We start from the raw sequence: 23534 nt of genomic DNA, 5'->3' as shown, positions 1-23534 counted from the left end.
GACACTCTCTCACGCACCCTTGCCGGCCGCCGCACCGACCCGTGCACCGTCCGTCGACGTCGACGCTGCGCTGGCCGGGGCTGCGCTGGCCGGCGGGTCGCCGAGCAGATCGCGCAGCAGCTGAGCGCACCAGTCGAGCAACGCCTGGTCACGCAGCGGCTCCCCACCGATCCGCCGGGTCGTCGGCCGGGGCACGCTGACCTGGTCGACGGCCGACTTGTAGACCGCGTCCGGGTGGTAGCGCTTGAGCCGCAGCTGCTTCGAATCGGGCAGCACCAGCGGGGCGAACCGGACATGCTTCCCCTGCATCGACACCTCGGCCAGCCCGTACGCCTTGGCCAGCAGCCGGAACCGGGCCACCGCCACCAGGTTGCCGACCTGCGCCGGTGGTTCGCCGTACCGGTCGGTCATCTCGGCGACGATCTCCTGCAGAGCGGCGGCGTCGCGGGCCCCGGCCAGCTTGCGGTACATCTCCAGACGCAGCCGCTCCACCCCGATGTAGTCGTGCGGCAGATGCGCGTCGACCGGCAGGTCGACCTTCACCTCGGCGGCCTCGGCGTCGTCGGGTGCTTCGCCCTTGAAGTGCTGCACCGCCTCGCCGACCATCCGCACGTACAGGTCGAACCCGACGCCCTCGATGTGGCCGGACTGCTCGCCGCCGAGCAGGTTGCCGGCGCCCCGGATCTCCAGGTCCTTCATCGCCACGTACATGCCCGCCCCCAGCTCGGTGTGCTGGGCGATGGTGGCCAGCCGCTCGTGGGCGTGCTCGGTCAGCGGCTTCTCGCGCGGGTAGAGGAAGTAGGCGTACGCCCGCTCCCGGCCCCGGCCGACCCGGCCCCGGATCTGGTGCAGCTGGGCCAGGCCGAGCAGGTCGGCCCGCTCCACGATCAGCGTGTTCGCGTTCGGGATGTCGATGCCGGACTCGACGATCGTGGTGCAGACCAGGACGTCGAACTCCTTCTCCCAGAAGCCGACCATCACCTTCTCCAGGGCGTCCTCACCCATCTGGCCGTGCGCCACCGCGACCCGCGCCTCCGGCACCAGCTCGCGCAGCCGCCGCGCCGCCTTGTCGATCGACTCGACCCGGTTGTGCAGGTAGAAGACCTGGCCGTCGCGGAGCAACTCGCGGTGGATGGCGGCGGCGACCTGCTTGTCGTCGTACGCGCCGACGGCGGTCAGCACCGGGTGGCGCTCCTCCGGCGGGGTGGCGATGGTCGACATCTCCCGGATGCCGGTGATCGCCATCTCCAGGGTGCGTGGGATCGGCGTCGCCGACATGGTCAACACGTCGACCGAGGTCCGCAGCGACTTCAGGTGCTCCTTGTGCTCCACCCCGAACCGCTGCTCCTCGTCGACGATTACCAGCCCCAGCTGTTTGAAGCGGGTGGCCGCGCCGAGCAGCCGGTGGGTACCGATGACGATGTCGGCGGTGCCGTCGGCGGCGGCGAGAAGGGTCTGCTCGGCCTCCTTCGGCGTCTGGAACCGCGACAGTTGTCGGATCTGCACCGGGAACTGGGCCATCCGCTCGGCGAACGTGTTGTAGTGCTGCTGGGCGAGCAGGGTCGTCGGCACCAGCACCGCCACCTGCTTACCGTCCTGCACCGCCTTGAACGCCGCCCGTACCGCGATCTCGGTCTTGCCGTAGCCGACGTCGCCGCAGATCAGCCGGTCCATCGGGGTCGACTGCTGCATGTCGCCCTTGACCTCGTCGATCGCCGCTATCTGGTCCGGGGTCTCGGTGTACGGGAAGGCGTCCTCCAGTTCCCGCTGCCACGGGGTGTCCGGGCCGAACGCGTGCCCCTTGGCGGCCTTGCGGGCCGCGTACAGCTGGATCAGCTGGGCGGCGATCTCTCGGACCGCCTTGCGGGCCCGCGCTTTGGCCTTCTGCCACTCCGAGCCGCCCATCTTGTGCAGCGTCGGCTGTTCCCCGCCGACGTAGCGGCTCAGCTGGTCGAGCTGGTCGGTCGGCACGAACAGCCGGTCACCGGGCTGGCCGCGTTTGGCCGGGGCGTACTCGATGACGAGGTATTCCCGGTCGGCGCCGTTGACCTTGCGCTGCACCAGTTCGACGTAGCGGCCGATGCCGTGCTGTTCGTGCACCACGTGGTCGCCGGCGCGCAGCTCCAGCGGGTCGATGGTGTTGCGCCGGCGGCTCGGCATCTTGCGCATGTCCTTGGTGGACGCGCCCCGGCCGCCGCTGATGTCGGCGCCGGTGACGATGGCGAGCCGGGCCCGTTCGGCGAGGAAACCGTTGCCGACCCGGCCGCAGGTGACGATCAGCTCGCCGGCTTTCGGCGCGTCCGGCACGGTCTCGGTGAGGGTCGCGCCGAGCCCGGCGTCGCGCAGCACGCTGACCGAGCGCTGCGCCGGCCCGTGCCCCTCGAAGACCAGCACCACCGACCAACCGTCACCGGTCCAGCGCAACAGGTCGTCGACGACCCGCGCGGTCTCGCCGTGGTACAGCGGGGCCGGGACAGCGGCCAAGGCCACCGCGTCGCCGACGTCCGGGCTCACGCTCACCGGAGCCGGCGCGTCCTCCCAGGGCGCGACGTCAGACGCGGCGTCGGCTTCCGCCTCGGCCAGGCCGAACGGCGACAGGGTCCACCACGGCTGGTCGAGCGTGGCGGCCACCGCGCGTACCTCGGCCAGCGTGCGGAAAGCGGCCGCGCCCAGGTCGATCGGGGCTTGGCCACCGACGGCGGCCGCTGCCCAGCTGGCTTCGAGGAACTCCGCCGAGGTACGGACCAGATCGTGCGCCCGGGTGCGGATCCGCTCCGGGTCGCAGAGCAGTACGTGGGTGTCGGCCGGCATGCAGTGCAGCAGCAGCTCCATGCTGTCGGTGCCGTCGAGCAGAGCCGGGGCGAGGGACTCCATGCCTTCGACCGGGATGCCCTCGGCCAACTTGTCCAGGATCTCGCCGAGCTCGGGGTGCTGCTGCGTCAGCTCGGCGGCCCGCCGCCGGACCGGATCGGTGAGCAGCAACTCGCGGCAGGGCGGTGCCCACAGCTGGTCGACGGCTTCGATGGTGCGCTGGTCGGCGACGGCGAAGGTACGAATCTCCTCCACGTCGTCGCCCCAGAACTCGACCCGGGACGGGTGCTCGTCGGTCGGCGGGAACACGTCCAGGATGCCGCCACGGACGGCGAATTCACCGCGCTTGGTGACCAGGTCGACCCGCGCGTACGCCATACCGACGAGGCGGTCGACGGTCTCCTCCAGGCTGGCCGCCCGGCCCGGTGCCAGCTGGACGGGTTCCAGGTCGCCGAGCCCTTTGAGCTGCGGCTGCAGGACGGAGCGGACCGGCGCCACGACCACCCGCAATAGCCCTTGCCCGGTGGCGTCACCGCTGGCCGTCGGGCCGGTGTCCGCGTCGGGGTGCGCCAGCCGACGTAGTACGGCGAGCCGCCGCCCGACGGTGTCCGATCGTGGTGACAGCCGCTCGTGCGGCAGCGTCTCCCAGCTGGGGAAGACCGCCACCTGACCGGCCGGCAGCAGGTCGCCGAGGGCGGCGGCCAGGTCGTCGGCCTCCCGGCTGGTCGCGGTGACCGCCAGCACCGGCCGCCCCGCGCCGCCGGCCGTCGCCTCGGCGGCCACCGCGGCGACGGTGAACGGGCGCAGCGCCGGTGGCGCGGTGACGTCCAGCCCGTCCTTTTCTGGCGTGGCAACCTTGGCCAGCTCCCGTACCCGGGTCAGGGCGGGATCGGCGAGAGCGGCACTGAGCAGGCCGGCGAGCGCGGTCATGATCACAACCTTCGCGGTGGGATACGCCTTGCTGTGTGGACGCGCGCGCTCGGGGGCGCACGCGACGACAGCCCCGCGCCCGGTCCGGGCGGGGGGTCAGGCCTACCAGCCTATCCGCCCCGCCCGCTGCGCCGAGGTCAGGCGGCCCACCGGTACGGGGTTGCCCCGTCGCCGCGCAGTGGTGTTGCCGCGTCGCCGCGCAGCAGTCGCGGGATGATCCCGGTCAGGGCAAGTGCCTGCGCCCGGTCGACCGGCCACTGGTCGACGTCGTCACCGAGCCGGAACTCCAGCAGTACGCCACCCGCCAGCGCCTGGGACAGCTGGGCAGAGTCGAGCTGCCAGCGGCCGACCGCGATGTCGACGCAGGAGTGCTCAGCTGCGGGCACTCGGAGGAGCCGGGAGGAGTGCCAGGCTGGGCTCTCGGGCGTGGTGGCGCAGTCCGAGCCGCGCAGGCACCACGGCGGATGGGCACGCTTCGGTAGATTGCTCATGGGCCGGGGTCCTCTCCCGGTCAAGGCCCGGGATCCTGGAGCGCCAACTCCACCCGGGCCGCCTACAAAACCCGCTCCACCCGGTTGCGAGCCAAGGAGAGCAATACCGAGGTTACGACAGAGCGTCGACATTGTCGACACTGTCGACGTAATAGACGCTGTCGATCTTCGGTGGTCTACTTGGCGGTGCGAGCCAGGGAGACCACCGACATGACCATGCCCAAGTACGAACGCGTGGCTTCCGCCATCCGGGACCAGATCCAGGCAGGCGAGCTGCGTCCTGGTGATCAACTGCCGACGACGCAGGGGCTCATCGACCACTACGGCGTGTCGTACGGCTCGGTTAGGACAGCCCTGCTGATCCTCAAGGCCGAAGGTCTGATCGAAGGCCGGCAGGGCGAGGGTGTCTTCGTGCGGGAACAGTCGGATCGGTGACGTAACCGGCCACCGGGGCTGCGGTCGGCGTTCGGCGTCGGGCAGGCTCTGCCGATGTCCTACGCCGCCAGGATTCCGCGTGAGCTGAGGTCGGCCCCGTTCTCCGGTAGTCGTGCGGTCGCGTCCGGCCTGGCCACCTGGCAAATGCTGCGCGGACCCACCTGGCGACGGCTGCTTCCCGACGTCTACGTGCAGGCGGCGGCGTTCGACGCCGAAGACCACCGGATGTGGTGCGAGGCGGTAGCGGTGAAGCTGCCGGTCGGCGGGGCGGTCAGCGGACTGAGCGCAGCGTTCCTGTGGGGCGTTGACCTGCTCCCCCGTGGTGGCGGCCCAGTGCACGTCACCCTGCCCCGATCTGTCCGGCCGAAACCCCACCACCGCGTCGTGGTGCACCACTACGCACTCGACCCGACCGACATCACGACGCTGTTCGGCGGCGTACCGCTGACCGTCGAGGTGCGTACCGCTTTCGACTTGGGTCGGTTGCTGCCGCGCGCCGACGCACTCGCCGCGCTTGACGCCCTGCTGCACCGCCGCCTGCTGCGCGTCGAAGCCCTCACCAGTTACCTCGGCGCCCACCCCGGCGCGCGCGGCGCTCCCCAACTGCGCGAGCTCGTCACGCTCGCCGAACCACGAACCGAGTCGCCGATGGAGTCCCGGCTACGTCTGCTGCTGCACGACGCCGGTCTACCCCGCCCGACAGCGCAGTACGAGGTGCGCCTGCCGGCAGGCAGGGTGATCGCCCGGATGGATCTTGCCTATCCGCAGTGGCGGATCGCGATCGAGTACGAAGGCGACCATCACCGGGAGCGCGCCACGTTCCGCCGTGACATCAGCCGCTACAACGCGCTTCGGGCCGCCGGCTGGTTGACGCTGCGCTTCACCGCCGACGACGTTATCTGGCAAAGCGGACAACTCATCCAGTCAGTCCGGGAGGCCATCGCGGAGCGCCGCTGACGCCAAGATCAATGTGAGCGTGGTTGTTGTCAAATCCGCTTGATGACAACAATAGCGCTCACATTGATCTTGAACGCCGCGAAGGCCGCGAGCAGGCCCCGTTCGCCGAGACAGCGCGGCGTGCAGCGACTCCAGGGTCAGCGGGTGCATTGCGCCGGGCCGACCCAGGTGCACCAGCACCGAGCCGCCGTGGAAACCGCCGTGGAAGGCGACGCCCCCGCGACCGTGCAGGCGGTAGAGGTGGTGCAGCAGGTTGGTGTTGTCCGAGTAGCCGAAGAACGGTTTCGGGTTGGTGGCCAGCACCTCGTCGTCAAGATGGCGAAGAACATGCGCAGCCCTGGTCGTGGGGTACTCGACGGGCACGAGGCCGAGCTGGTCCCGCAGCCGGCGCAGCCCCAATTCGTACACGTGGGGGTAAATCGCCGGCAGCCCGGCGGAGGGCGACAGGACGGCCACCCGATCCCCGACGCGCAACTTCCACGGTTGACGTTGAGCAGAGGGGGACATTCCGACACCGTACGCCGAACGTTGAGACAAGACTCACCAGTTTCCCCGAGCGGGGTGCCAACGCCGATAACATCCAAGATGTCGGACAGCGCCGTCCCTCGTACTCGCGTGAGGAGCGACCAGTGACTGAGCTGTCCGCCAACCCGATGCCCGACACCACGCAGGCCGACGCCGCCCAGGCCGACGGCTCCGCCCACAGTCAGGAGCAGGAGGGGCCGGACGCGGCGCTGCGGGCGGATATCCGCCGGTTGAGCACCCTGCTCGGACAGACCCTCGCCCGCCAGGAAGGCAAGCCGCTGCTCGACCTGGTCGAGGAGATCCGTACCCAGGTCCGCAGTGACGCCGAAGCCGCCGCCGCCCGACTGAGCGCGATGGATGTGACGACCGGCACCAAGCTGGCCCGCGCCTTCTCCACCTACTTCCACCTGGCCAACATCACCGAACAGGTGCACCGGGCCCGCGACCTGCGTCGGCAGCGGGCCACCCAGGGCGGCTGGCTGGACAAGGCGGCGACGCTGATCGGCGAACGAGGGGTGTCCGCCGAAGAGGTCGCGGCCGCCGCCCGCCGGCTGGCCGTACGCCCGGTGTTCACCGCCCACCCGACCGAGGCGGCCCGCCGGTCGATCCTGTCCAAACTGCGGGCGGTCGCCGACGAACTCGACCTGGAGATGGCCGAGGCGGTGCTGTACGGCGCCAGCGAGCACACCTCGGCCAGCAGCCGGCGCCTCGCCGAGCTGCTCGACCTGCTCTGGCAGACCGACGAGCTGCGGCTGGACCGCCCGGACCCGACCGACGAGGCCCGCAACGCCGTCTACTACCTCCGTGACCTGTACGCCGACGCCGCCCCGCAGGTGCTCGACGACCTCGCCGACACGCTGCGCAAGTTGGGGGTGGAGACATCACCGACGTCAAGGCCGTTGACCTTCGGCACCTGGATCGGCGGGGACCGCGACGGCAACCCGTACGTGACTCCGGCGGTCACCCGGGACGTGCTGATGATCCAACACGAGCACGGCATCCAGGCCACCGACGCGGCGATGGACGCGCTGATCAACGAGGTGTCCGTCTCCCGCCGGCTGCGCGGGGTGTCCCTGGACCTGTCGGCCAGTCTGGCCAAGGACCTGGACGCGCTGCCCGAGGTGGCGCAGCGGTTCCGCCGGACCAACGCCGAGGAGCCGTACCGGCTGAAGGCCCGCTGCGTGAAGGCGAAGCTGGCCAACACCCGGCTGCGGCTCAACCGGGGCACCGCCCACGTACCCGGCCGTGACTACCGGGGCTCCGACGAGCTGCTGTCGGACCTGGAGCTGATGCGGGCGTCGTTGGCCCGCAACTCCGGGCAGTTGACCGCCGTCGGCAAGCTCGCCTCGGCGATCCGTACGGTGTCGGCGTTCGGCCTGCACCTGGCGACGATGGACGTCCGGGAACACGCCGAGGCGCATCACGCGGTGCTGGCGCAGATGTACGCGCGGGTCGGCGAGGTGTCTGACTATCTGTCGTTGAGCCGCCCCGAACGGGCGAAGTTGCTGGCCGACGAGCTGACCGGCCGCCGACCGCTGTCCAGCATCGACACTCCGCTGACCGAGTCGGCGCGCAAGACGTTCAACGTGTTCAGCACGATCCGGGAGGCGCAGCAGCGGTTCGGTCCGGAGGTCGTCGAGTCGTACATCATCTCGATGACGCTCGGCAGCGACGACGTGCTGGCGGCGACCGTGCTGGCCCGCGAGGCCGGGCTGGTCGACGTGCACACCGGCCAGGCCCGGATCGGCTTCGTGCCGCTGCTGGAGACGCCGGCCGAACTGGACTCCGGTGGCGAACTTCTCGACGAACTGTTGTCGCTGCCGGCGTACCGGGCGATCGTCCGGGCCCGGGGCGAGGTGCAGGAAGTGATGCTGGGCTACTCCGACTCCAACAAGGAGGCCGGCATCACCACCAGCCAGTGGCGGATCCACAAGGCGCAGCGGGCGCTGCGGGACGTGGCGGCCCGGCACGGCGTACGGCTGCGGTTGTTCCACGGCCGGGGCGGCACGGTCGGGCGGGGCGGCGGGCCGACGCACGAGGCGATCCTGGCCCAGCCGTACGGCACCCTGGATGGCGCGATCAAGGTGACCGAGCAGGGCGAGGTCATCTCCGACAAGTACACGATCCCCGCGCTGGCCCGGGAGAACCTGGAGCTGACGGTCGCGGCGGTGCTGCAGGCGACGCTGCTGCACACCGAGCCGCGCCAGCCGTTGGAGCTGCTGGAGAACTGGGACGCGGCGATGGACGTCGTCTCCGACGCGGCGTTCGGCTGCTACCGGTCGCTGGTCGAGGATCCGGACCTGCCGGCGTACTTCTGGGCGGCCACCCCGACGGAACTGCTCGGGGCGCTCAACATTGGTTCCCGGCCGGCGAAGCGGCCGAACACCGGTGCCGGGCTGAGCGGCCTGCGGGCGATTCCGTGGGTGTTCGGCTGGACCCAGTCGCGGCAGATCGTGCCCGGCTGGTTCGGCGTCGGTTCCGGGCTGGCCGCCGCCCGCGAGGCAGGCCTGTCCGACGTGCTCGGCGAGATGTACGGCCAGTGGCACTTCTTCCGCACGTTCCTGTCGAACGTCGAGATGATGCTGACCAAGACCGATCTGGGCATCGCGCGGCGCTATGTGGAAACGCTGGTGCCGGGTCCACTGCAGCCGATCTTCGACAAGATCTCCGACGAGTACGAGCGGACGGTACGCGAGGTGCTGGCGATCACCGGTTCGTCGAGTCTGCTGCAGAACAACAACGTGCTGCAGCGCACCCTGGCGGTACGCGACACCTACCTGGAGCCGCTGCACCACCTGCAGGTGGCGCTGCTGCGTCAGTACCGGGACTCGGGGGCGGCGACCCGGACGGTGGCGACCGCGCCGGGCGCTCGGCGGGCACCGGGCGACAACACCGCCCTGGAGCGGGCGTTGTTGACCACGGTCAACGGCATCGCCGCCGGGATGCGCAACACCGGCTGACCCGGCCGGGGGCGGGCGTACGGCGCGTCGTACGACGATCCGCCCCGGTACGACGGCGCGCCGGCCGACCAGCGGGGAGACTGGTCGGCCGGCGCACACCCCCGAAGGTGGTCAGCTGGTTTCGCCGGCCACGCTGAACGAGCGCAGCCGGTCGATGGCGAGCGCCGTGAAGGCGACCGCGATCACCGCCGTCATGATCACCGAAACGGTGACCGACACCTGGCCGTCGAAGAGTGGCGTGGCGGCGATCCGATCGGCGAAGGTGATCACGTACTGCTGCACGGACAGCACCCGGGTGCCGGAGACGAAGTTGCCCAGCAACCCCTCCCAGACCAGGACGTAGACCAGACCGAGCAGTACCGGCCGGCGGGTGACCAGGCTCAACGCCACGAAGAACGCCGAGTACGCCAGCGCGCCCAGGGCGCTCGCGGCGGCCAGGGCCAGGCCGAGCCGGACCGATTCGGCGAGCACCCCGGCGACGTAGAGCGGCACCGCCACGGTCAGCGCGGTGACGCCGACCGCGACGACGAGTTTCGGCAGCACGATCTGCCAGCGCGGTAGCGGCTTGCTGAGAACGTGCACGATGGTGCCGTCGTCGATCTCCGAGCCGAGCACGCCGGTGCCGACGATCAACGCGACGACGGGTAGCACCACCGCCAGGCCGAGGGCGATCAGGACCGGCTGCGCCCAGTTGCCCGGGGCGACGCCGAGCCACCGGCACAGCACCGCGAGCGCGATCACCAGTGCCGGCAACGGCAGCAGGAGCAGGAACCGGCGCCGGCCGAACAGGCCCCGCGCGGTGATCCACATGATGGTCGAGTTCACGGCGGTCACGCCTCCACGAGGTAGGAGAAGACGCTCTCCAGGGATTCGTCCGAGGGCAGCAGACGGTGCACCCGGATCCCTTCGGCGAGCGCGATCCGGGGCAGGGCACGGGTGAAGCTGCCGTAGTCACCGGCCCGTACGGTGATGCCGCCGCCCTTGACCAGGTCGACGCCGGCCACCGAGTCGTGCCGCAGCAGCGCCACCGCCAACGCCCGGTCGTCGCTGGACTGTACGGCGAACACGTGCGGCCGGTTGGTCATCAGCCGGCGGATGGTGCGGAAGTCACCGGAGGCGGCCAGCCGACCGGCGACCATCACCTGGACGGTGCCGGAGACCTGCTCGACCTCTTCCAGGATGTGCGAGCTGAACAGGATGGTCCGGCCGGCGTCGCCGAGCGAGTGCAGCAACGTCATCATGTGCATCCGCTGGCGCGGGTCCATGCCGTTGAACGGTTCGTCCAGCAGCAGTACGGCCGGGTCGTGCACCATGGCGGCGGCGACCCGGGTGCGCTGCCGCATGCCCTTGGAGTAGGTGCCGATCCGCCGGTCCTGCGCCGGGGTCATCTCGACCAGTTCGATCGCCCGCCGGGCCGCCGCCTCCGGGTCGGCCAGCCGGTGCAGTCGGGCGCTGGCCAGCACGAACTCGTACGCGGTGAGGAAGCTGTGGACGGCCTCCCGCTCGCTGACCAGGCCGAGTTTGCGGTAGACACCGGGGTTGCGCCAGGTCGGTTCGCCGTCGACGGTGACCGTGCCCCGGGACGGGGCGAGGAACCCGGCCATCATGTGCAGCAGCGTGGTCTTGCCGGCCCCGTTGGGGCCGAGCAGACCGGTGACCCCGGTGCCGAGAGTCATGGTGATGTCGTTGACGGCGACGACGTTGCCGTACCAGCGGGACACCCCGGTTAGTTCGACGGCGCTGCCGCCGGCGGCGGCCGCGGTGCCGGCGGGTGCAGCCGGCACGGTGGTGGTGGTCGTGGTCATCGGCTGGCCGCCTTCCGGTAGCGGGCGAGTAGGACGGCGACGCAGCCGGCGATCAGCGCCAGGGTGACCAGGCCGTACACCGGGCCGAAGTCGCCGATGCCGATCCCGCCGACATCGTCCGGACCGGTGATCAGCGCGTCGCGGAACAGCCACAGCCCGGTCCCCTGCACCAGGCTGGACGGGGCGGCCAGGCCGGCGAGCTGGTTGGCGGTGACCGACGGCAGCACCGACAGCACCCCGACGATCGGGGTGGTCATCAGGAAGACCGCGACGACGCCACCGGCGGCAAACGCCCGCTTGCCGGTGACCGAGGCGACCACCAGCCCGATGGCGCTGAACACGGCGGCCCACAGCAACGCGTACACCAGGCCGGGTGCCAGGTCGGTGACTTCGTTCCACACCCCGGACCAGCCGGTGTCGGTGGTGAACGCGCCACCGAGGAACATCACCAGTTGCGGCGCGCCGAGCAGCATGAACACGGCGGTGGCCAGCGCGGCGAACTTGGCCAGCGGATAGTCGGCGATGCGCAGTGGCCGGGAGAAGTACAGCGGCAGCACACCGCTGCCCAGGTCGCGGGAGACCAGTTCCGGGGCGACCACCGCGACGAAGAAGATCACCAGCCAGCTCATCGCGTCGGCGAACTGGGCGTAGCCAAGGATCACCTGGCCGAGCTGGGCGCGTACGGCCACCAGGCCGGCGGCGACCGCCACCACCACGGCGACGATGAACCACGGGAAGATCTTGGCTTTGGCGCTACGCCCCAGCCCGAAGGCGGTCCGCAGGCTGTGGGCGTACAGGGCGCCGACGACGTGCCGACGGCCGAGCCGACCGCCGGCATACCGCTGGTAGCCGATGTCGTGGATGACGCCGGCCGGTGCCGGTGCCGCGCCGGTGCCGGGTCCGGGCGCGGTGAGTTGGTCAGACGTTGACACGGTTGTCCTCCGTGGTGGCGAAGAGTTCGGCGACCCGGTGCCGGCGCTGGTCGAGCCGGTGCAGCGGCAGGTCGAGTTCGACGACGGCGGTGAGGATCCGGTCGTAGACGTCGGTGCCGGCCTCGGCCGACATCGGGACGAGCAGCAGCCGGCCGTCCCGGCTGACCGGCAGGTCGGCGGCGGCGAGCCGGGCGGCGAGCGCCTCGGTGCCCTCGCTGACCTCGACGGCGAGCACATCGCTGGCGGTGGTCATGTCCACGAGCTGCGCCGAGCGCAGCAGCCGACCGCCGTCGATGGCGACCAGCGAGTCGCAGATCCGTTCGACTTCGCCGAGCAGGTGGGAGCAGACCACCACCGAGATGCCGAACTCGGTACCGATGCGGTGGATCAGCGCCAGCATGGCGTCCCGCCCGGCCGGGTCGAGGCCGTTGGTCGGCTCGTCCAGCAGCAGCAGGTCCGGGTCGTGCACCAGGGCCTGGGCCAGTTTGACCCGTTGCTTCATGCCGGTGGAGTAGCCGCCGATCTGGCGGTAGCGCTCCTCGTAGAGCCCGACGTGGCGCAGCGCCTCGGAGGCGCGTTCGCGGGCCGCCGTACGCGGCAGGCCGCTGATCCGCCCCAGGTGGGTGACGAACTCGGCGGCGCTCAGGTCGGGCGGGAGGCAGTCGCTTTCCGGCATGTAGCCGACGCGGGCCCGGACCTCGTCGGCGTCGGTGGCCGGGTCCAGTCCGAGTACCCGCGCCGATCCGCTGGTGGGGGCCAGCAGGCCGAGCAGGATCTTGATCAGGGTCGATTTGCCGGCGCCGTTGGCGCCGACCAGGCCGACGATCCCCGGCGCGACGCTGACGGTCAGGTCGGCCAACGCGGTCACCCGCCCGCCGTACGTCTTGGTCAGCGCTTCGGTCTCGATGAGAGTCACCCGGTCAGCGTATGAAGTCCGGGCTCGTCCCGGCACCCGGTTCGACCCTGGATGTCCCCTGAGTCGCGGACCGGCCGACGCATTAGGGGATCGACCGGGCCCGACGGCAGGTGGACGGCGGGTGTACGGCAGGTGGACGGCGGTCACCGACGTGCCGCCGTACACCGAATGAAGATCATGCTGTCGACATCGACTCGCCGCGCCAGTCTCGACCCACAGGCAAACGGCTGCGAAACTGTGAGTCGATCCATTGGGGGGTGTGATGACCGACGGCTGGGTGCTGCCTGACGACGTGCTGCGGGACGCGCCGGCGTACACGCCGCGGCCGTTCGAGTTGGCCGATCTCGAGCTGATCCTGTCGGGGGCCTACGCCCCGTTGACCGGCTTCCATTCCCGGGCGGACCTGGCCTCCCTGGGCCGGCGCGGGCGGCTGGCCGACGGCACGGTCTGGCCGGTGCCGGTCACCTTGGAGGTGCCCGCCAGCCTGGTCGCCGGCCTCGACCTGGGCAACCCTTTGCACCGGGTGCTCGTCCTCGCCGATCTGGAAGGCGCGCCGGTCGCCGCGCTGGACGTGACGGACGCCTGGCCGAGCCGGGACGGGTTCAGCGGGGTCGGCGGCACCGTACGCCGGCTCGGTGACGGTGGACACGGTCCGTTCCAGCGGCTGCGCCGGACACCGGCCGAGGTCCGGGCGTTGCTGCCCCCGGGACGGGTTCTCGGGGTGGTCGCCGACCGGCCGCTGCACCGACCACAGCTGGCGCAGATCGCGCACGCCGCCCGGACCCTCGCCGCTCACCTGCTCATCCTGATCCCGGTGACCGACGGTGGAGCCAATCCGCTGCCGCCGGAGGTCCTGGTCCGCGCCGTCTTCGCCGCCCGCGACCGGATGCCCCCGGCGACGCTGGTCGCGGTGCCGTTGACCCGCCGGGGCGACGAGATCCGCGACGCGCTGCTGCGGGCCCGGGTGGCCGCCGCGTACGGGGTCACCCATCTGCTCTCCACCGGCGAGATGCTCTCCGGTGGCGGACCTCGGGTGCTGGTGCCGCGTGAGTTGGCCTACGACAATCGGGACGGTCAGTGGCGCTGGCGCGACGACATCCCGCCCCGTAACCGGCGGATGGCGCTCAGCCAGGAGGAGATCGACGACCTGCTGGACCGGGGTTTCCCGCTGCCCGAATGGCACACGCCGCCGGCGGTGGCCCGGGAGTTGGCCCGGGCCCGTCCGCCGCGCCGCCACCGCGGGTTGGTGGTGTTCTTCACCGGGTTCTCCGGGTCCGGCAAATCGACGATCGCCCGAGGTGTCGCCGACGCGCTACGGGAAAGTGGCGACCGGTCGGTCACGCTGCTCGACGGCGACGTGGTCCGCCGGGAACTCTCCGCCGGGCTGACCTTCTCCAAGACCGACCGGGACCGCAACGTCCGCCGGATCGGGTGGGTCGCGTCCGAGATCGGCCGGCACCACGGCGTGGCGATCTGCTGCCCGATCGCGCCGTACGAGCAGGCCAGGGCGGCGGCTCGGGAGATGGCGGTCGCGGCGGGCGCCGGCTTCCTGCTGGTGTGGGTGGCCACGCCGTTGGACGTGTGCGAGGCCCGCGACCGCAAGGGGCTGTACGCCAAGGCGCGGGCCGGGCAACTGACCGGGATGACCGGCATCGACGACCCGTACGAGGAGCCGACCGACGCGGATCTGGTGCTCGACACCTCCGAGATGAGCATCGAGCAGGGGGTGCAGGCGGTGTTGCACCACCTCACCGAGACCGGTTGGGTGGAGCCTCGGCTGCAGCCCGCCTGAGCCGATCCCAGCCCGCGCCCGGGGAGCGAGTGACCACACCGCCGTCGGCGGGGTCGCTGATCATCAGGTGGTGCCGCTGAGTCGGCGGATCCGCCTGGATCTCTCCTCGCATTATGCGCGTTTCACCGTTGAACTGGCGCGCTGGCCGGGTCGGCCGCCGGTCTGGGCCGACCAGAAGCCGCGGCAACGACGCCGCCTGGTGACCGGTACGGTCTTCCACTGACCCACGCCTGCGCGATAGTGTTCGGATCTGTGCGATTAGGTTCGAGTATGCGGAGGGCATGGTGCGAAGGTTGGTGCCAACGGTCGACGGCCTGAGCTACGTCCAGCCGGGCCAGCCGGAGCAGCCGGCGGATCCGGCCGCCACGTCACCCGGAGCACACTGATGCTCGCGCCGCAGCGGCAGTCGGCGATCCTGGACCGGGTCCGGGCCACCGGCGGAGTCCGGGTCAGTGACCTGGCCGTCGAGTTCGGCGTGTCGGACATGACGATCCGGCGCGACCTGGACGCGTTGGCCGACCGAGGTCTGCTGGCCAAGGTGCACGGCGGAGCGACCCTGCTCGACTCCGGCTCGACCGACGAACCCGGGTTCGCGGCGAAGTCGGCCCGGCAGCGCGCCGAAAAGGAGGCGATCGCCGCCCGAGCGGCCACGCTGGTCACCCCCGGCATGGCGGTGGCGCTGTCGGCCGGCACCACGACCGTCGAACTCGCTCGCCGGCTCGTCGACGTGGCCGGACTGACCGTCGTCACCAACTCGGTGCCGGCCGCCGACGTGTTCTACCGGGGCGGACGCGGCGACCAGACGGTCATCCTCACCGGCGGGGTCCGTACCCCCTCGGATGCGCTGGTCGGCCCGGCGGCGGTCGCCGCGATCCGTACCCTGCACGTCGATCTGCTCTTCCTCGGGGTGCACGGAATGAGCGAGCGGGCCGGCTACACCACCCCCAACCTGATGGAATCAGACACCAACCGCGCGCTGATCTCGGCGGCTGCCCGGCTGGTGGTGCTGGCCGACCACACCAAGTGGGGAACGGTCGGCATCTCGTCGATGGCGGAGCTGTCCGAAGCGCAGGTGGTGGTCACCGACGCCGGCCTGCCCGCCTCGGCCCGGACCGTCCTCGCCGAGCACGGGATCGACCCGCTGATCGCCGACCAACGACACCGATAGGGCTGACCAGCCATGAAACGCAGCACGGTACGACTCGCCGACGGGCGGGAACTCATCTACTTCGACGAGCGTGACGACGCCGTACGCGAGAGACCCGACCTGCGGGAGTTGCCACCACCGCCACCCGCCTCCGAGTTGCGCCACGACCCGTTGACCGACGAGTGGGTGGCGATCGCGGCGCACCGGCAGACCCGCACCTTCCTGCCACCGGCCGACCAGTGCCCGCTCTGCCCGTCGCGGCCGGGCCGGTCCAGCGAGATCCCGGCGTACGACTACGACGTCGCGGTCTTCGAGAACCGGTTTCCGTCACTGAGTCACCGGGTCGCCGACGCCGCCGGACACCCGGAACACGAGGCCGGACGCTCCGGGTACGCCGACGTCACGCCGTACACTCCGGCCCGACCCGGGGTCGGACGCTGCGAGGTGGTCTGCTTCACCGCCGAGCACGACGCCTCGTTCGCCACCCTGCCGCCGGCCCGGGTGCGGACCGTCGTCGACGCGCTGGCCGACCGGACCGCCGAACTGTCGACGCTGCCCGGTGTGGAACAGGTGTTCTGCTTCGAGAACCGAGGCGTGGAGATCGGGGTCACGCTGCACCATCCGCACGGGCAGATCTACGCGTACCCGTTCGTCACCCCGCGGACCCGGGCGCTGCTGGCCGCCGCCCGCCGGCACGCCGAACACACCGGCGGACGCAACCTCTACGCCGACGTCCTCGCCGCCGAGCGGGCCGCCGGGGATCGGGTGGTGGCGGCCAACGAGCATTGGACGGCGTACGTGCCGGCGGCGGCCCGCTGGCCGTACGAGGTGCATCTGGCACCGCACCGGCGACTGCCGGACCTCGCCGCGCTCGACGACGCCGAACGCGACGCGTTCGGTCCGCTCTACCTGGACGTGTTACGGCGCTTCGACGCGCTGTTCGACTCGCCGCTCGGTACGCCGTACATCGCCGCCTGGCACCAGGCTCCGGTGCACGCCGACCGGGAGCTGGGCTATCTGCACGTGCAGGTGTTCACTGTTCGGCGGGCGGCGGACAAGCTGAAGTTCCTGGCCGGGTCGGAGTCGGCGATGGGTGTGTTCATCAACGACGTCCGACCGGAACAGGCGGCCGTCCGACTGCGGGAGCTGTAGGTCTGACCGGCTGCCCGCATCCGCCGCCGGCCTGCCTGCCCGGCGGCGGACATGGGTTGCGGGGGGCCCGGGACAGGACCCCCCGCAGGGAAGGGACGGCAGGCTGCTGGTTCACAGCCGGAGATCGTCCGTCGGCGTCGGTGGTACTCAGGGCGACCGCCGCCGGTCGATCCCCTTGGACGCGACTGGCACCACGTCCACCCTGATCAACGATCGGACGAACGAAGCGGTGACGGTGCCCGGGCCGGTCAGCGGCCGAGCCGCTTGGCCAGGTTCTCGTCGAGCGCGGACATGAACTCGTCCGTGGTCAGCCAGGGGGCGTCCCGGCTGATCAGCAGCGCCAGGTCCTTGGTCATCTGCCCGCCCTCGACGGTGGCGACGCAGACCTGCTCCAGGGTGTCGGCGAACTCGGTCACCGCCGGGGTGCCGTCCAGCTTGCCCCGGTGGGCGAGGCCCCGGGTCCAGGCGAAGATCGACGCGATCGGGTTGGTCGAGGTCTTCTCGCCCTTCTGCCACTGCCGGTAGTGCCGGGTCACGGTCCCGTGCGCCGCCTCGGCCTCGACCGTACGGCCGTCCGGGGTCATCAGCACCGACGTCATCAGGCCGAGCGAACCGAAGCCCTGGGCGACGGTGTCCGATTGCACGTCGCCGTCGTAGTTCTTGCAAGCCCAGACGAAGCCGCCCTCCCACTTGAGCGCGGCGGCCACCATGTCGTCGATCAGCCGGTGCTCGTAGGTGATGCCGGCGGCGGCGAACTCGGCGGCGAACTCGGTCTCGAAGACCTCGGCGAAGATGTCCTTGAACCGGCCGTCGTACGCCTTGAGGATGGTGTTCTTCGTCGACAGGTAGACCGGGTAGCCCCGGTCGAGGCCGTAGCGCAGTGAGGCGCGGGCGAAGTCGCGGATCGACTCGTCGAAGTTGTACATACCCATCGCGACGCCGCCGCCGGGGAACTTGGCGACCTCCATCTCGACCGGGGCACCGCCGTCGGTCGGGGTGTAGGTGATCGTCACCGTGCCGGGACCGGGCACCACGAAGTCGGACGCCTTGTACTGGTCGCCGTGGGCGTGCCGGCCGATGATGATCGGCTTGGTCCAGCCCGGCACCAGCCGGGGCACGTTCGACATGATGATCGGCTCGCGGAAGACGACGCCGCCGAGGATGTTCCGGATCGTCCCGTTCGGCGACCGCCACATCTTCTTGAGGCCGAACTCCTCGACCCGGGCCTCGTCCGGGGTGATGGTGGCACACTTCACACCGACGCCGTGCTGCTTGATGGCGTTCGCGGCGTCCACCGTCACCTGGTCGTCGGTCTCGTCGCGGTACTGGACCGACAGGTCGTAGTAGTGCAGGTCGACGTCGAGGTAGGGCAGGATCAACTGCTCGCGGATCTGCTTCCAGATGATCCGGGTCATCTCGTCGCCGTCGAGCTCGACGACCGGGTTGGTTACCTTGATCTTCGCCATCGACCGGCGCTCCTCTCGGAAACTCGTGTTAGCAGTACGAGCGTACTGGATCGCCGGCCAGGGCGTGCAGGCGGTGAGCACCGCTGCCCGACCGACGGACCGGCCAGACAGCGTCGGGGGCGGGTCGGCGTCGTCCGCCGTACCCGCCCCCGTCGACCAACGACTACGCCCACTTAGCCGGGTCAGCGGACCCGATCAGAGGTCGGCGACATCCGCCTGCTTGGCCCGTACCGCCTCGGCGGCCTCCTTCAACGCGGCCAGCTCCGGGTCGGTCAGATCGGTGGTGACCACCCGGCGTACGCCCTCGGCCCCGAGCTCGGCCTCGACCCCGAGGTAGACCCCGTCGATGCCGTACTCACCACTGACCCAGGCGCAGACCGGCATCACCGCGCCGGAGTCCTCCGCCACGGCCTTGGCCATCCGGGCGGCCGCCGCCGACGGCGCGTAGTACGCCGACCCGGTCTTGAGCAGCGCCACCACCTCGGCGCCGCCGTTACGGGTCCGGACCACCAGTTCCTCGATCTTGTCGGCCGGCAGCAGTTCGGTCAGCGGCTTGCCGTTGACCGTGCACTGCGACGGCACCGGCACCATGGTGTCGCCGTGCGAGCCGAGGGTCAGCGTACGCACCGACGCCACGGGTACGGCGAGCGTCTCCGCGACGAAGTGGGAGAACCGGGCGCTGTCCAGCATGCCGGCCTGGCCGAGGACCCGGTTACGGGGGAAGCCGGTGGCGATCTGCGCCAGCGCGGTCATCTCGTCCAGCGGGTTGGACACCACGATGACCACCGCGTCCGGGGCGTACCGGGCGACGTTCTCCGCGACACCACGGACGATCTTGGCGTTGACCTCCAGCAGGTCCATCCGGCTCATGCCCGGCTTGCGGGGCAGCCCAGCGGTGATGATGACGACGTCCGAGCCGGCGATCACCTCGTAGCCGGAGCCGTCCACCCCGGTCGTCGCACCGACGACCTTGGTTTCGAACCCCTCGATCGGCCGCGACTGGTTGAGGTCGAGGGCCAGTCCCTCGGGCTTGCCTTCGATGATGTCGGTCAGCACGACGGTGTCGAAGATGTCGTACTCGGCCAGGCGCTGCGCGGTCGTCGAGCCGTAGAAGCCGGCCCCGACGACGGTGACCTTCTTGCCCATTGTCGTCTCACTCCCTGCTACCGGGCGAATTTGACGGGACCGTATCAGCCAGGTAACGCGTTGGCGGACCAGGGGCGCGGCCGATGACCCACCTCACGCCCGACCGGGGGCGTGAGGCCGGCTCCCGTCCGACCGGCTCCCGTCCGACCGGCTCCCGTCCGACCGGCTCCCGTCCGACCAGCTCCCGCTCGTCACCTCGTGGCGAGGCCGCGTTCGGCGAGTTCGACGACGTTGGTGAGCAGCATCGCCCGGGTCATCGGGCCGATCCCGCCCGGCACCGGCGCCAGCGCCCCGGCCACCTCGGCAACCTCGGCGGCCACGTCCCCGGTGTACTGGCCCTTGCCGTTTTCCCCGATCACCCGGGTGATGCCCACGTCGATGACGGTGGCACCCGGGGTGACCATCTCGGCGGTGAGCAAACCTGGCACGCCAGCGGCCGCGATCACGATGTCCGCCCGCCGGGAGTGGTCACCCAGGTCGAGGGTGCCGGTGTGGCACAAGGTCACCGTCGCGTTCTCGCTGCGCCGGGTGAGCAGCAGTCCCAGCGGGCGACCGACCGTGGTCCCCCGGCCGATCACCACCACCTCGGCGCCCCGGATCCGGATGTGGTTGCGGCGCAGCAGTTCGACGATGCCGCGCGGGGTGCAGGCGGTCGGCGCGTCGTAGCCGAGCACCAGCCGACCGAGGTTGACCGGGTGCAGCCCATCGGCGTCCTTGTCCGGGTCGACCCGCTCCAGCACCCGCTGGGTGTCGATCTGCGAAGGCATCGGCAGCTGCACGATGTAGCCGTGGCACGCCGGGTCCGCGTTCAGCTCCGCGACCACCGCCTCCACCTGCTCCTGGGTGGCGTCCGCCGGCAGGTCGCGGCGCAGCGAGGCGATGCCCACCTCGGCGCAGTCCCGATGTTTGCCGTTGACGTACGCGTGGGAGCCCGGATCGTCGCCCACCAGTACGGTGCCGAGGCCCGGTACCACGCCCTGTTCGGCCAGTGCCTTGACCCGGGCTCGCAGGTTGTCCTTGATAGCGGCGGCTGCCGCCTTGCCGTCCAGAATCGTCGCCGTCACGCAACCGATCGTCTCACGTCACCGGATGCCACCTCGCCGGCACCTCACGGGCCGCACGCCGGACGGATCAGGGCCGCACGTCCGCCCCGTACGCGGCGGCCACCAGCACCGCCTGGGCGAGATCGATCCGGGTCTCGGTCAGGTCGATCCCGCGCAACTCGACGCCGGCGAGGTCGGCGCCGCGCAGGTCGGTACGGCGCAGCCGGGCGTTGGTCAGCCGGGCGTAGCCGAGATCCGCGCCGGACAGGTCGGCCCGGGACAGGTTGGCCTCCGTCAGGTCGGCCTCCCGCAGCCGCAGCCCGGCGAGCTTCACCCCGGACAGGTCCTGGCCACGCAGCAGCACCCAGCCCCAGTCGCCGCCGACGACGTGCAGCGGACGCAACGTGCAGTCCAGGAACTGGGTGCCGGTCAGTTTGCAGTCGCGGAACGTCGCGTCGAACAACGACGACCGCCGGACCACGCAGTGCAGCAGCGCGCAGTGCGTGAAGGTGGCGGCGTTGGCCCGGACGTTGCCCAGCACGCAGTTGGTGAAGACGCAGTCGCGCAGGTTCGCCTCGGTCAGGTCGACGTCGACGAACTCGCAGCGTTCGAAGTGGGTGCCGGCGAGGTCGTCGAGCGCCCAGTCCGCGCCGACGATCCGCTCCTCGACACGATGCTCGACCGCCGACACGTCCGGCTCAGTGGAAGAAGTGCCGGGTGCCGGTCAGGTACATGGTGGCCCCGGCCGCGGCAGCGGCGGCGACGACCTCCTCGTCGCGCAGCGATCCACCCGGTTGCACAACCGCCCGGACCCCGGCGTCGAGCAGCACCTGCAGTCCGTCCGGGAACGGGAAGAAGGCGTCCGAGGCGGCGACCGCCTCGGCGGCGCGTCGCTCCCCGGCTCGCCGGACCGCCAGCTGCGCGGCGTCGACCCGGTTGACCTGACCCATGCCGACCCCGACGGTCGCGCGATCGGCGGCCAGCAGGATCGCGTTGCTCTTCACCGCGCGTACCGCCCGCCAGGCGAACGCCAGATCGGCCAAGGTCTCGTCGCTGGCCGGCGCGCCGGTGGCCAGCCGCCAGGTCGACGGATCGTCGCCGGCGGCGTCGATCCGGTCGGCGGTCTGCGCCAGCATGCCGCCGGTCACCTGGCGCCATTCGACGGCAGCCGGCCGCCACGGCGGCGCCACCAGCAGCCGCAGGTTCTTCTTGGCCGCCAGGACCTCGACGGCCCCGGGCTCGAATCCGGGCGCGACCACCACCTCGGTGAAGATCTCCGCGATCTGGCCGGCCAGTTCGACGGTGACCGGTCGGTTGACCGCGATCACCCCGCCGAACGCCGACACCGGGTCGCAGGCGTGCGCCTTGCGGTGCGCCTGCGCCACGTCGGTGCCGGTGGCGATGCCACACGGGTTGGCGTGCTTGATGATCGCCACGGTCGGCTCGACGAAGTCGTTCGCCGCCCGCCAGGCGGCGTCCGCGTCGACGTAGTTGTTGTACGACATCTCCTTGCCGTGCAACTGCTCGGCCTGGGCCAGCCCGGTCGGTGCCGCCGGGTCGGCGTAGAGCGCGGCCCGCTGGTGCGGGTTCTCGCCGTAGCGCAGCACGTCGGCCCGGCGCAACGCCGTACCGGCGAACTCCGGCCAGTCGACGGGGTCGCCGGCTACCTGGCCGTCTGCCACCTCGGCACCGTCGGCGACCAGCACCCGGGCACACCAGTCGGCGACGGCGACGTCGTACTCGGCGATGTCGGCGAAGGCTCGGGCCGCCAGGGCGCGGCGCTGCCGCAGGGTGAAGCCGCCGTCGGCGAGGGCCCGCTCGATCGACGGGTACGCCGAGACCGAGGTGACCACCGCGACGCTGGCGTGGTTCTTGGCCGCCGCCCGGACCATCGCCGGGCCGCCGATGTCGATCTGCTCGACGCACCCGTCCACGTCCGCGCCGGAGGCGACCGTCTGCTGGAACGGGTAGAGATTGGACACCAGCAGATCGAACGGGGCGACGCCCAGGTCGGCGAGCTGCGTGACGTGCGCCTCGGAGCGCAGGTCGGCCAGCAGGCCGGCGTGCACGCGCGGATGCAGCGTCTTGACCCGCCCGTCGAGGCACTCGGGGAAACCGGTCACGTCCTCGACCCGGACCACCGGCACCCCGACGGCGGCGATGGTCGACGCGGTGGAACCGGTGGAGACGATCTCCACCCCGGCGGCGTGCAGAGCGGTGGCCAGCTCGACCAGGCCGGTCTTGTCGTAGACGCTGATCAACGCGCGGCGCACCGGACGGCGATCCGCTGACGTCACGTTCATCGGATGGTGACCTTTCGGTGCGAGATGGTCCAACCGGACCGGACCAGTCGGCCGACGTACTCGACCAGTTGTGCCCGCTCGGCTTGCTTGATCCGTTCGGTAAGGCTCGCTTCGTCGTCGTCCGGTTCCACCGGGACCGCCACCTGCGCGATGATCGGACCGGTGTCGACACCCGCGTCGACGAAGAAGAGGGTGGCGCCGGCCAGCTTGACGCCGTAGGCGAGCGCGTCACGGGGGCCGTGCATGCCGGGGAACGCCGGCAGCAGCGAGTTGTGGGTGTTGACGTAGCGATCGCCGAAGGCGGCGAGGAACCGTGCACCGACGAGTTTGAGGAAACCGGCCGACACCACCAGATCGGGCTGGTACGCGGCGACCTCGGCGGTCAGCGCGGCGTCCCAGTCCGCCCGACTCGGATGGTTGGCGACCACCGTGACGAAGGTGGGTATCCCGGCCGCCTTCGCCCGGTCGAGGCCGGCGATGCCGTCCCGGTCCGCCCCCACGGCCACCACGACGGCGCCGTACGCCGGGTCCGCACTGGCGTCGAGCAGTGCCTGCAGGTTGGTGCCGGAACCGGAGACCAGCACCACGAGTCGGGCGGGGGACGAGGTCACCCGAGCACCCTACCCGGCGCCACGAGGCTGGTCCGCGCCGTGTCGACGCACCGTGCTCAGCCGTGTCGACGCGCCGTGCTCAGCCGTGTCGGCGCGGCCGGGAGCGACACGA

General features: G+C 71.1%; 19 protein-coding genes. 6 read left to right on the top strand and 13 right to left on the bottom strand.

Annotation, left to right across the window (positions count from 1 at the left end):
- Window positions 1-9: 9 nt before the first annotated feature.
- The gene (mfd, locus tag O7632_RS06800) at window positions 10-3741 is read right to left on the bottom strand and encodes a transcription-repair coupling factor (RefSeq protein WP_278112333.1); all 3732 of its coding nucleotides are present in this window, start codon (window positions 3739-3741) and stop codon (window positions 10-12) included.
- A 137-nt stretch (window positions 3742-3878) separates the two neighbouring features.
- Window positions 3879-4232: a hypothetical protein gene (locus O7632_RS06795; protein ID WP_278112331.1), complete on the bottom strand. Its 354-nt coding sequence runs from the start codon at window positions 4230-4232 to the stop codon at window positions 3879-3881.
- 210 nt (window positions 4233-4442) lie between these two features.
- Between O7632_RS06795 and O7632_RS06790 the strand changes: the two genes are divergently transcribed.
- Together O7632_RS06790 and O7632_RS06785 are read left to right on the top strand one after the other, a co-directional pair.
- Complete coding sequence (locus O7632_RS06790; protein WP_278112329.1) at window positions 4443-4667, top strand: winged helix-turn-helix domain-containing protein; 225 nt, start codon at window positions 4443-4445, stop codon at window positions 4665-4667.
- 54 nt (window positions 4668-4721) lie between these two features.
- Window positions 4722-5624: a DUF559 domain-containing protein gene (locus O7632_RS06785; protein WP_278112328.1), complete on the top strand. Its 903-nt coding sequence runs from the start codon at window positions 4722-4724 to the stop codon at window positions 5622-5624.
- Here the strand turns inward: O7632_RS06785 and O7632_RS06780 are convergent.
- The gene (locus tag O7632_RS06780) at window positions 5592-6080 is read right to left on the bottom strand and encodes an LD-carboxypeptidase (RefSeq protein ID WP_278112326.1); all 489 of its coding nucleotides are present in this window, start codon (window positions 6078-6080) and stop codon (window positions 5592-5594) included. The two genes, O7632_RS06785 and O7632_RS06780, sit on opposite strands and share 33 nt — an antisense overlap.
- A gap of 197 nt (window positions 6081-6277) precedes the next feature.
- Here O7632_RS06780 and ppc point away from each other — a divergent pair, with 197 nt between their 5' ends.
- Window positions 6278-9109: a phosphoenolpyruvate carboxylase gene (gene ppc / locus O7632_RS06775; protein ID WP_278119892.1), complete on the top strand. Its 2832-nt coding sequence runs from the start codon at window positions 6278-6280 to the stop codon at window positions 9107-9109.
- 111 nt (window positions 9110-9220) lie between these two features.
- Here ppc and O7632_RS06770 read toward each other — a convergent pair whose 3' ends face one another.
- From O7632_RS06770 to O7632_RS06755, 4 genes are read right to left on the bottom strand one after another with little or no spacing between them, the layout of a single operon-like run.
- Window positions 9221-9919, bottom strand: coding sequence for an ABC transporter permease subunit (locus O7632_RS06770; RefSeq protein WP_278119890.1), 699 nt, complete (start codon window positions 9917-9919; stop codon window positions 9221-9223).
- Window positions 9920-9939: 20 nt separating this feature from the next.
- On the bottom strand, window positions 9940-10914 hold the full coding sequence (locus tag O7632_RS06765; RefSeq protein ID WP_278112324.1) for an ABC transporter ATP-binding protein: 975 nt from the start codon (window positions 10912-10914) through the stop codon (window positions 9940-9942).
- Entirely contained in the window at window positions 10911-11777 is an 867-nt protein-coding gene (locus O7632_RS06760) for an ABC transporter permease (RefSeq protein WP_278119889.1), read from the bottom strand. Before O7632_RS06760 ends, O7632_RS06765 begins: the two co-directional genes overlap by 4 nt.
- Window positions 11778-11832: 55 nt before the next feature.
- Window positions 11833-12762, bottom strand: coding sequence for an ABC transporter ATP-binding protein (locus tag O7632_RS06755; protein ID WP_278112323.1), 930 nt, complete (start codon window positions 12760-12762; stop codon window positions 11833-11835).
- A gap of 262 nt (window positions 12763-13024) precedes the next feature.
- Here O7632_RS06755 and cysC point away from each other — a divergent pair, with 262 nt between their 5' ends.
- From cysC to galT, 3 genes are all read left to right on the top strand, one after another.
- Entirely contained in the window at window positions 13025-14554 is a 1530-nt protein-coding gene (cysC, locus tag O7632_RS06750) for an adenylyl-sulfate kinase (protein WP_278112322.1), read from the top strand.
- 385 nt (window positions 14555-14939) lie between these two features.
- The gene (locus O7632_RS06745; protein WP_278112320.1) at window positions 14940-15722 is read left to right on the top strand and encodes a DeoR/GlpR family DNA-binding transcription regulator; all 783 of its coding nucleotides are present in this window, start codon (window positions 14940-14942) and stop codon (window positions 15720-15722) included.
- A 12-nt stretch (window positions 15723-15734) separates the two neighbouring features.
- Window positions 15735-16853, top strand: coding sequence for a galactose-1-phosphate uridylyltransferase (gene galT / locus O7632_RS06740; protein WP_278112318.1), 1119 nt, complete (start codon window positions 15735-15737; stop codon window positions 16851-16853).
- Between the two features lie 248 nt (window positions 16854-17101).
- Here the strand turns inward: galT and O7632_RS06735 are convergent, their stop codons facing one another.
- From O7632_RS06735 to purN, 6 genes are all read right to left on the bottom strand, one after another.
- Complete coding sequence (locus O7632_RS06735) at window positions 17102-18319, bottom strand: NADP-dependent isocitrate dehydrogenase (protein WP_278112317.1); 1218 nt, start codon at window positions 18317-18319, stop codon at window positions 17102-17104.
- Between the two features lie 195 nt (window positions 18320-18514).
- A complete protein-coding gene (gene mdh / locus O7632_RS06730; RefSeq protein WP_278112315.1) occupies window positions 18515-19465 on the bottom strand; it encodes a malate dehydrogenase in 951 nt (316 codons plus the stop codon).
- A 191-nt stretch (window positions 19466-19656) separates the two neighbouring features.
- Complete coding sequence (locus tag O7632_RS06725; protein ID WP_278112314.1) at window positions 19657-20529, bottom strand: bifunctional methylenetetrahydrofolate dehydrogenase/methenyltetrahydrofolate cyclohydrolase; 873 nt, start codon at window positions 20527-20529, stop codon at window positions 19657-19659.
- Window positions 20530-20596: 67 nt separating this feature from the next.
- Window positions 20597-21199 carry a pentapeptide repeat-containing protein gene (locus O7632_RS06720; RefSeq protein WP_278112313.1) on the bottom strand — a complete coding sequence of 201 codons (603 nt, stop codon included), beginning with the start codon at window positions 21197-21199 and terminating at the stop codon, window positions 20597-20599.
- A gap of 7 nt (window positions 21200-21206) precedes the next feature.
- Window positions 21207-22811: a bifunctional phosphoribosylaminoimidazolecarboxamide formyltransferase/IMP cyclohydrolase gene (gene purH / locus O7632_RS06715; protein WP_278112312.1), complete on the bottom strand. Its 1605-nt coding sequence runs from the start codon at window positions 22809-22811 to the stop codon at window positions 21207-21209.
- Entirely contained in the window at window positions 22808-23422 is a 615-nt protein-coding gene (purN, locus tag O7632_RS06710) for a phosphoribosylglycinamide formyltransferase (protein WP_278112310.1), read from the bottom strand. Before purN ends, purH begins: the two co-directional genes overlap by 4 nt.
- Window positions 23423-23534: the final 112 nt, after the last annotated feature.

This window comes from Solwaraspora sp. WMMD406 (assembly GCF_029626025.1).
Taxonomy (GTDB): Bacteria; Actinomycetota; Actinomycetes; order Mycobacteriales; family Micromonosporaceae; genus Micromonospora_E.
This window is presented reverse-complemented; position numbering and strand designations above follow the sequence as displayed.

What these genes read in the sequence shown, in the direction of transcription:
- mfd (WP_278112333.1), bottom strand. Translation starts at nt 3,741, where the DNA reads ATGACCGCGCTCGCCGGCCTGCTCAGTGCCGCTCTCGCCGATCCCGCC.
- O7632_RS06795 (WP_278112331.1), bottom strand. Translation starts at nt 4,232, where the DNA reads ATGAGCAATCTACCGAAGCGTGCCCATCCGCCGTGGTGCCTGCGCGGC.
- O7632_RS06790 (WP_278112329.1), top strand. Translation starts at nt 4,443, where the DNA reads ATGACCATGCCCAAGTACGAACGCGTGGCTTCCGCCATCCGGGACCAG.
- O7632_RS06785 (WP_278112328.1), top strand. Translation starts at nt 4,722, where the DNA reads ATGTCCTACGCCGCCAGGATTCCGCGTGAGCTGAGGTCGGCCCCGTTC.
- ppc (WP_278119892.1), top strand. Translation starts at nt 6,278, where the DNA reads ATGCCCGACACCACGCAGGCCGACGCCGCCCAGGCCGACGGCTCCGCC.
- O7632_RS06770 (WP_278119890.1), bottom strand. Translation starts at nt 9,919, where the DNA reads ATGTGGATCACCGCGCGGGGCCTGTTCGGCCGGCGCCGGTTCCTGCTC.
- O7632_RS06765 (WP_278112324.1), bottom strand. Translation starts at nt 10,914, where the DNA reads ATGACCACGACCACCACCACCGTGCCGGCTGCACCCGCCGGCACCGCG.
- cysC (WP_278112322.1), top strand. Translation starts at nt 13,025, where the DNA reads ATGACCGACGGCTGGGTGCTGCCTGACGACGTGCTGCGGGACGCGCCG.
- O7632_RS06745 (WP_278112320.1), top strand. Translation starts at nt 14,940, where the DNA reads ATGCTCGCGCCGCAGCGGCAGTCGGCGATCCTGGACCGGGTCCGGGCC.
- galT (WP_278112318.1), top strand. Translation starts at nt 15,735, where the DNA reads ATGAAACGCAGCACGGTACGACTCGCCGACGGGCGGGAACTCATCTAC.
- O7632_RS06735 (WP_278112317.1), bottom strand. Translation starts at nt 18,319, where the DNA reads ATGGCGAAGATCAAGGTAACCAACCCGGTCGTCGAGCTCGACGGCGAC.
- mdh (WP_278112315.1), bottom strand. Translation starts at nt 19,465, where the DNA reads ATGGGCAAGAAGGTCACCGTCGTCGGGGCCGGCTTCTACGGCTCGACG.
- purH (WP_278112312.1), bottom strand. Translation starts at nt 22,811, where the DNA reads ATGAACGTGACGTCAGCGGATCGCCGTCCGGTGCGCCGCGCGTTGATC.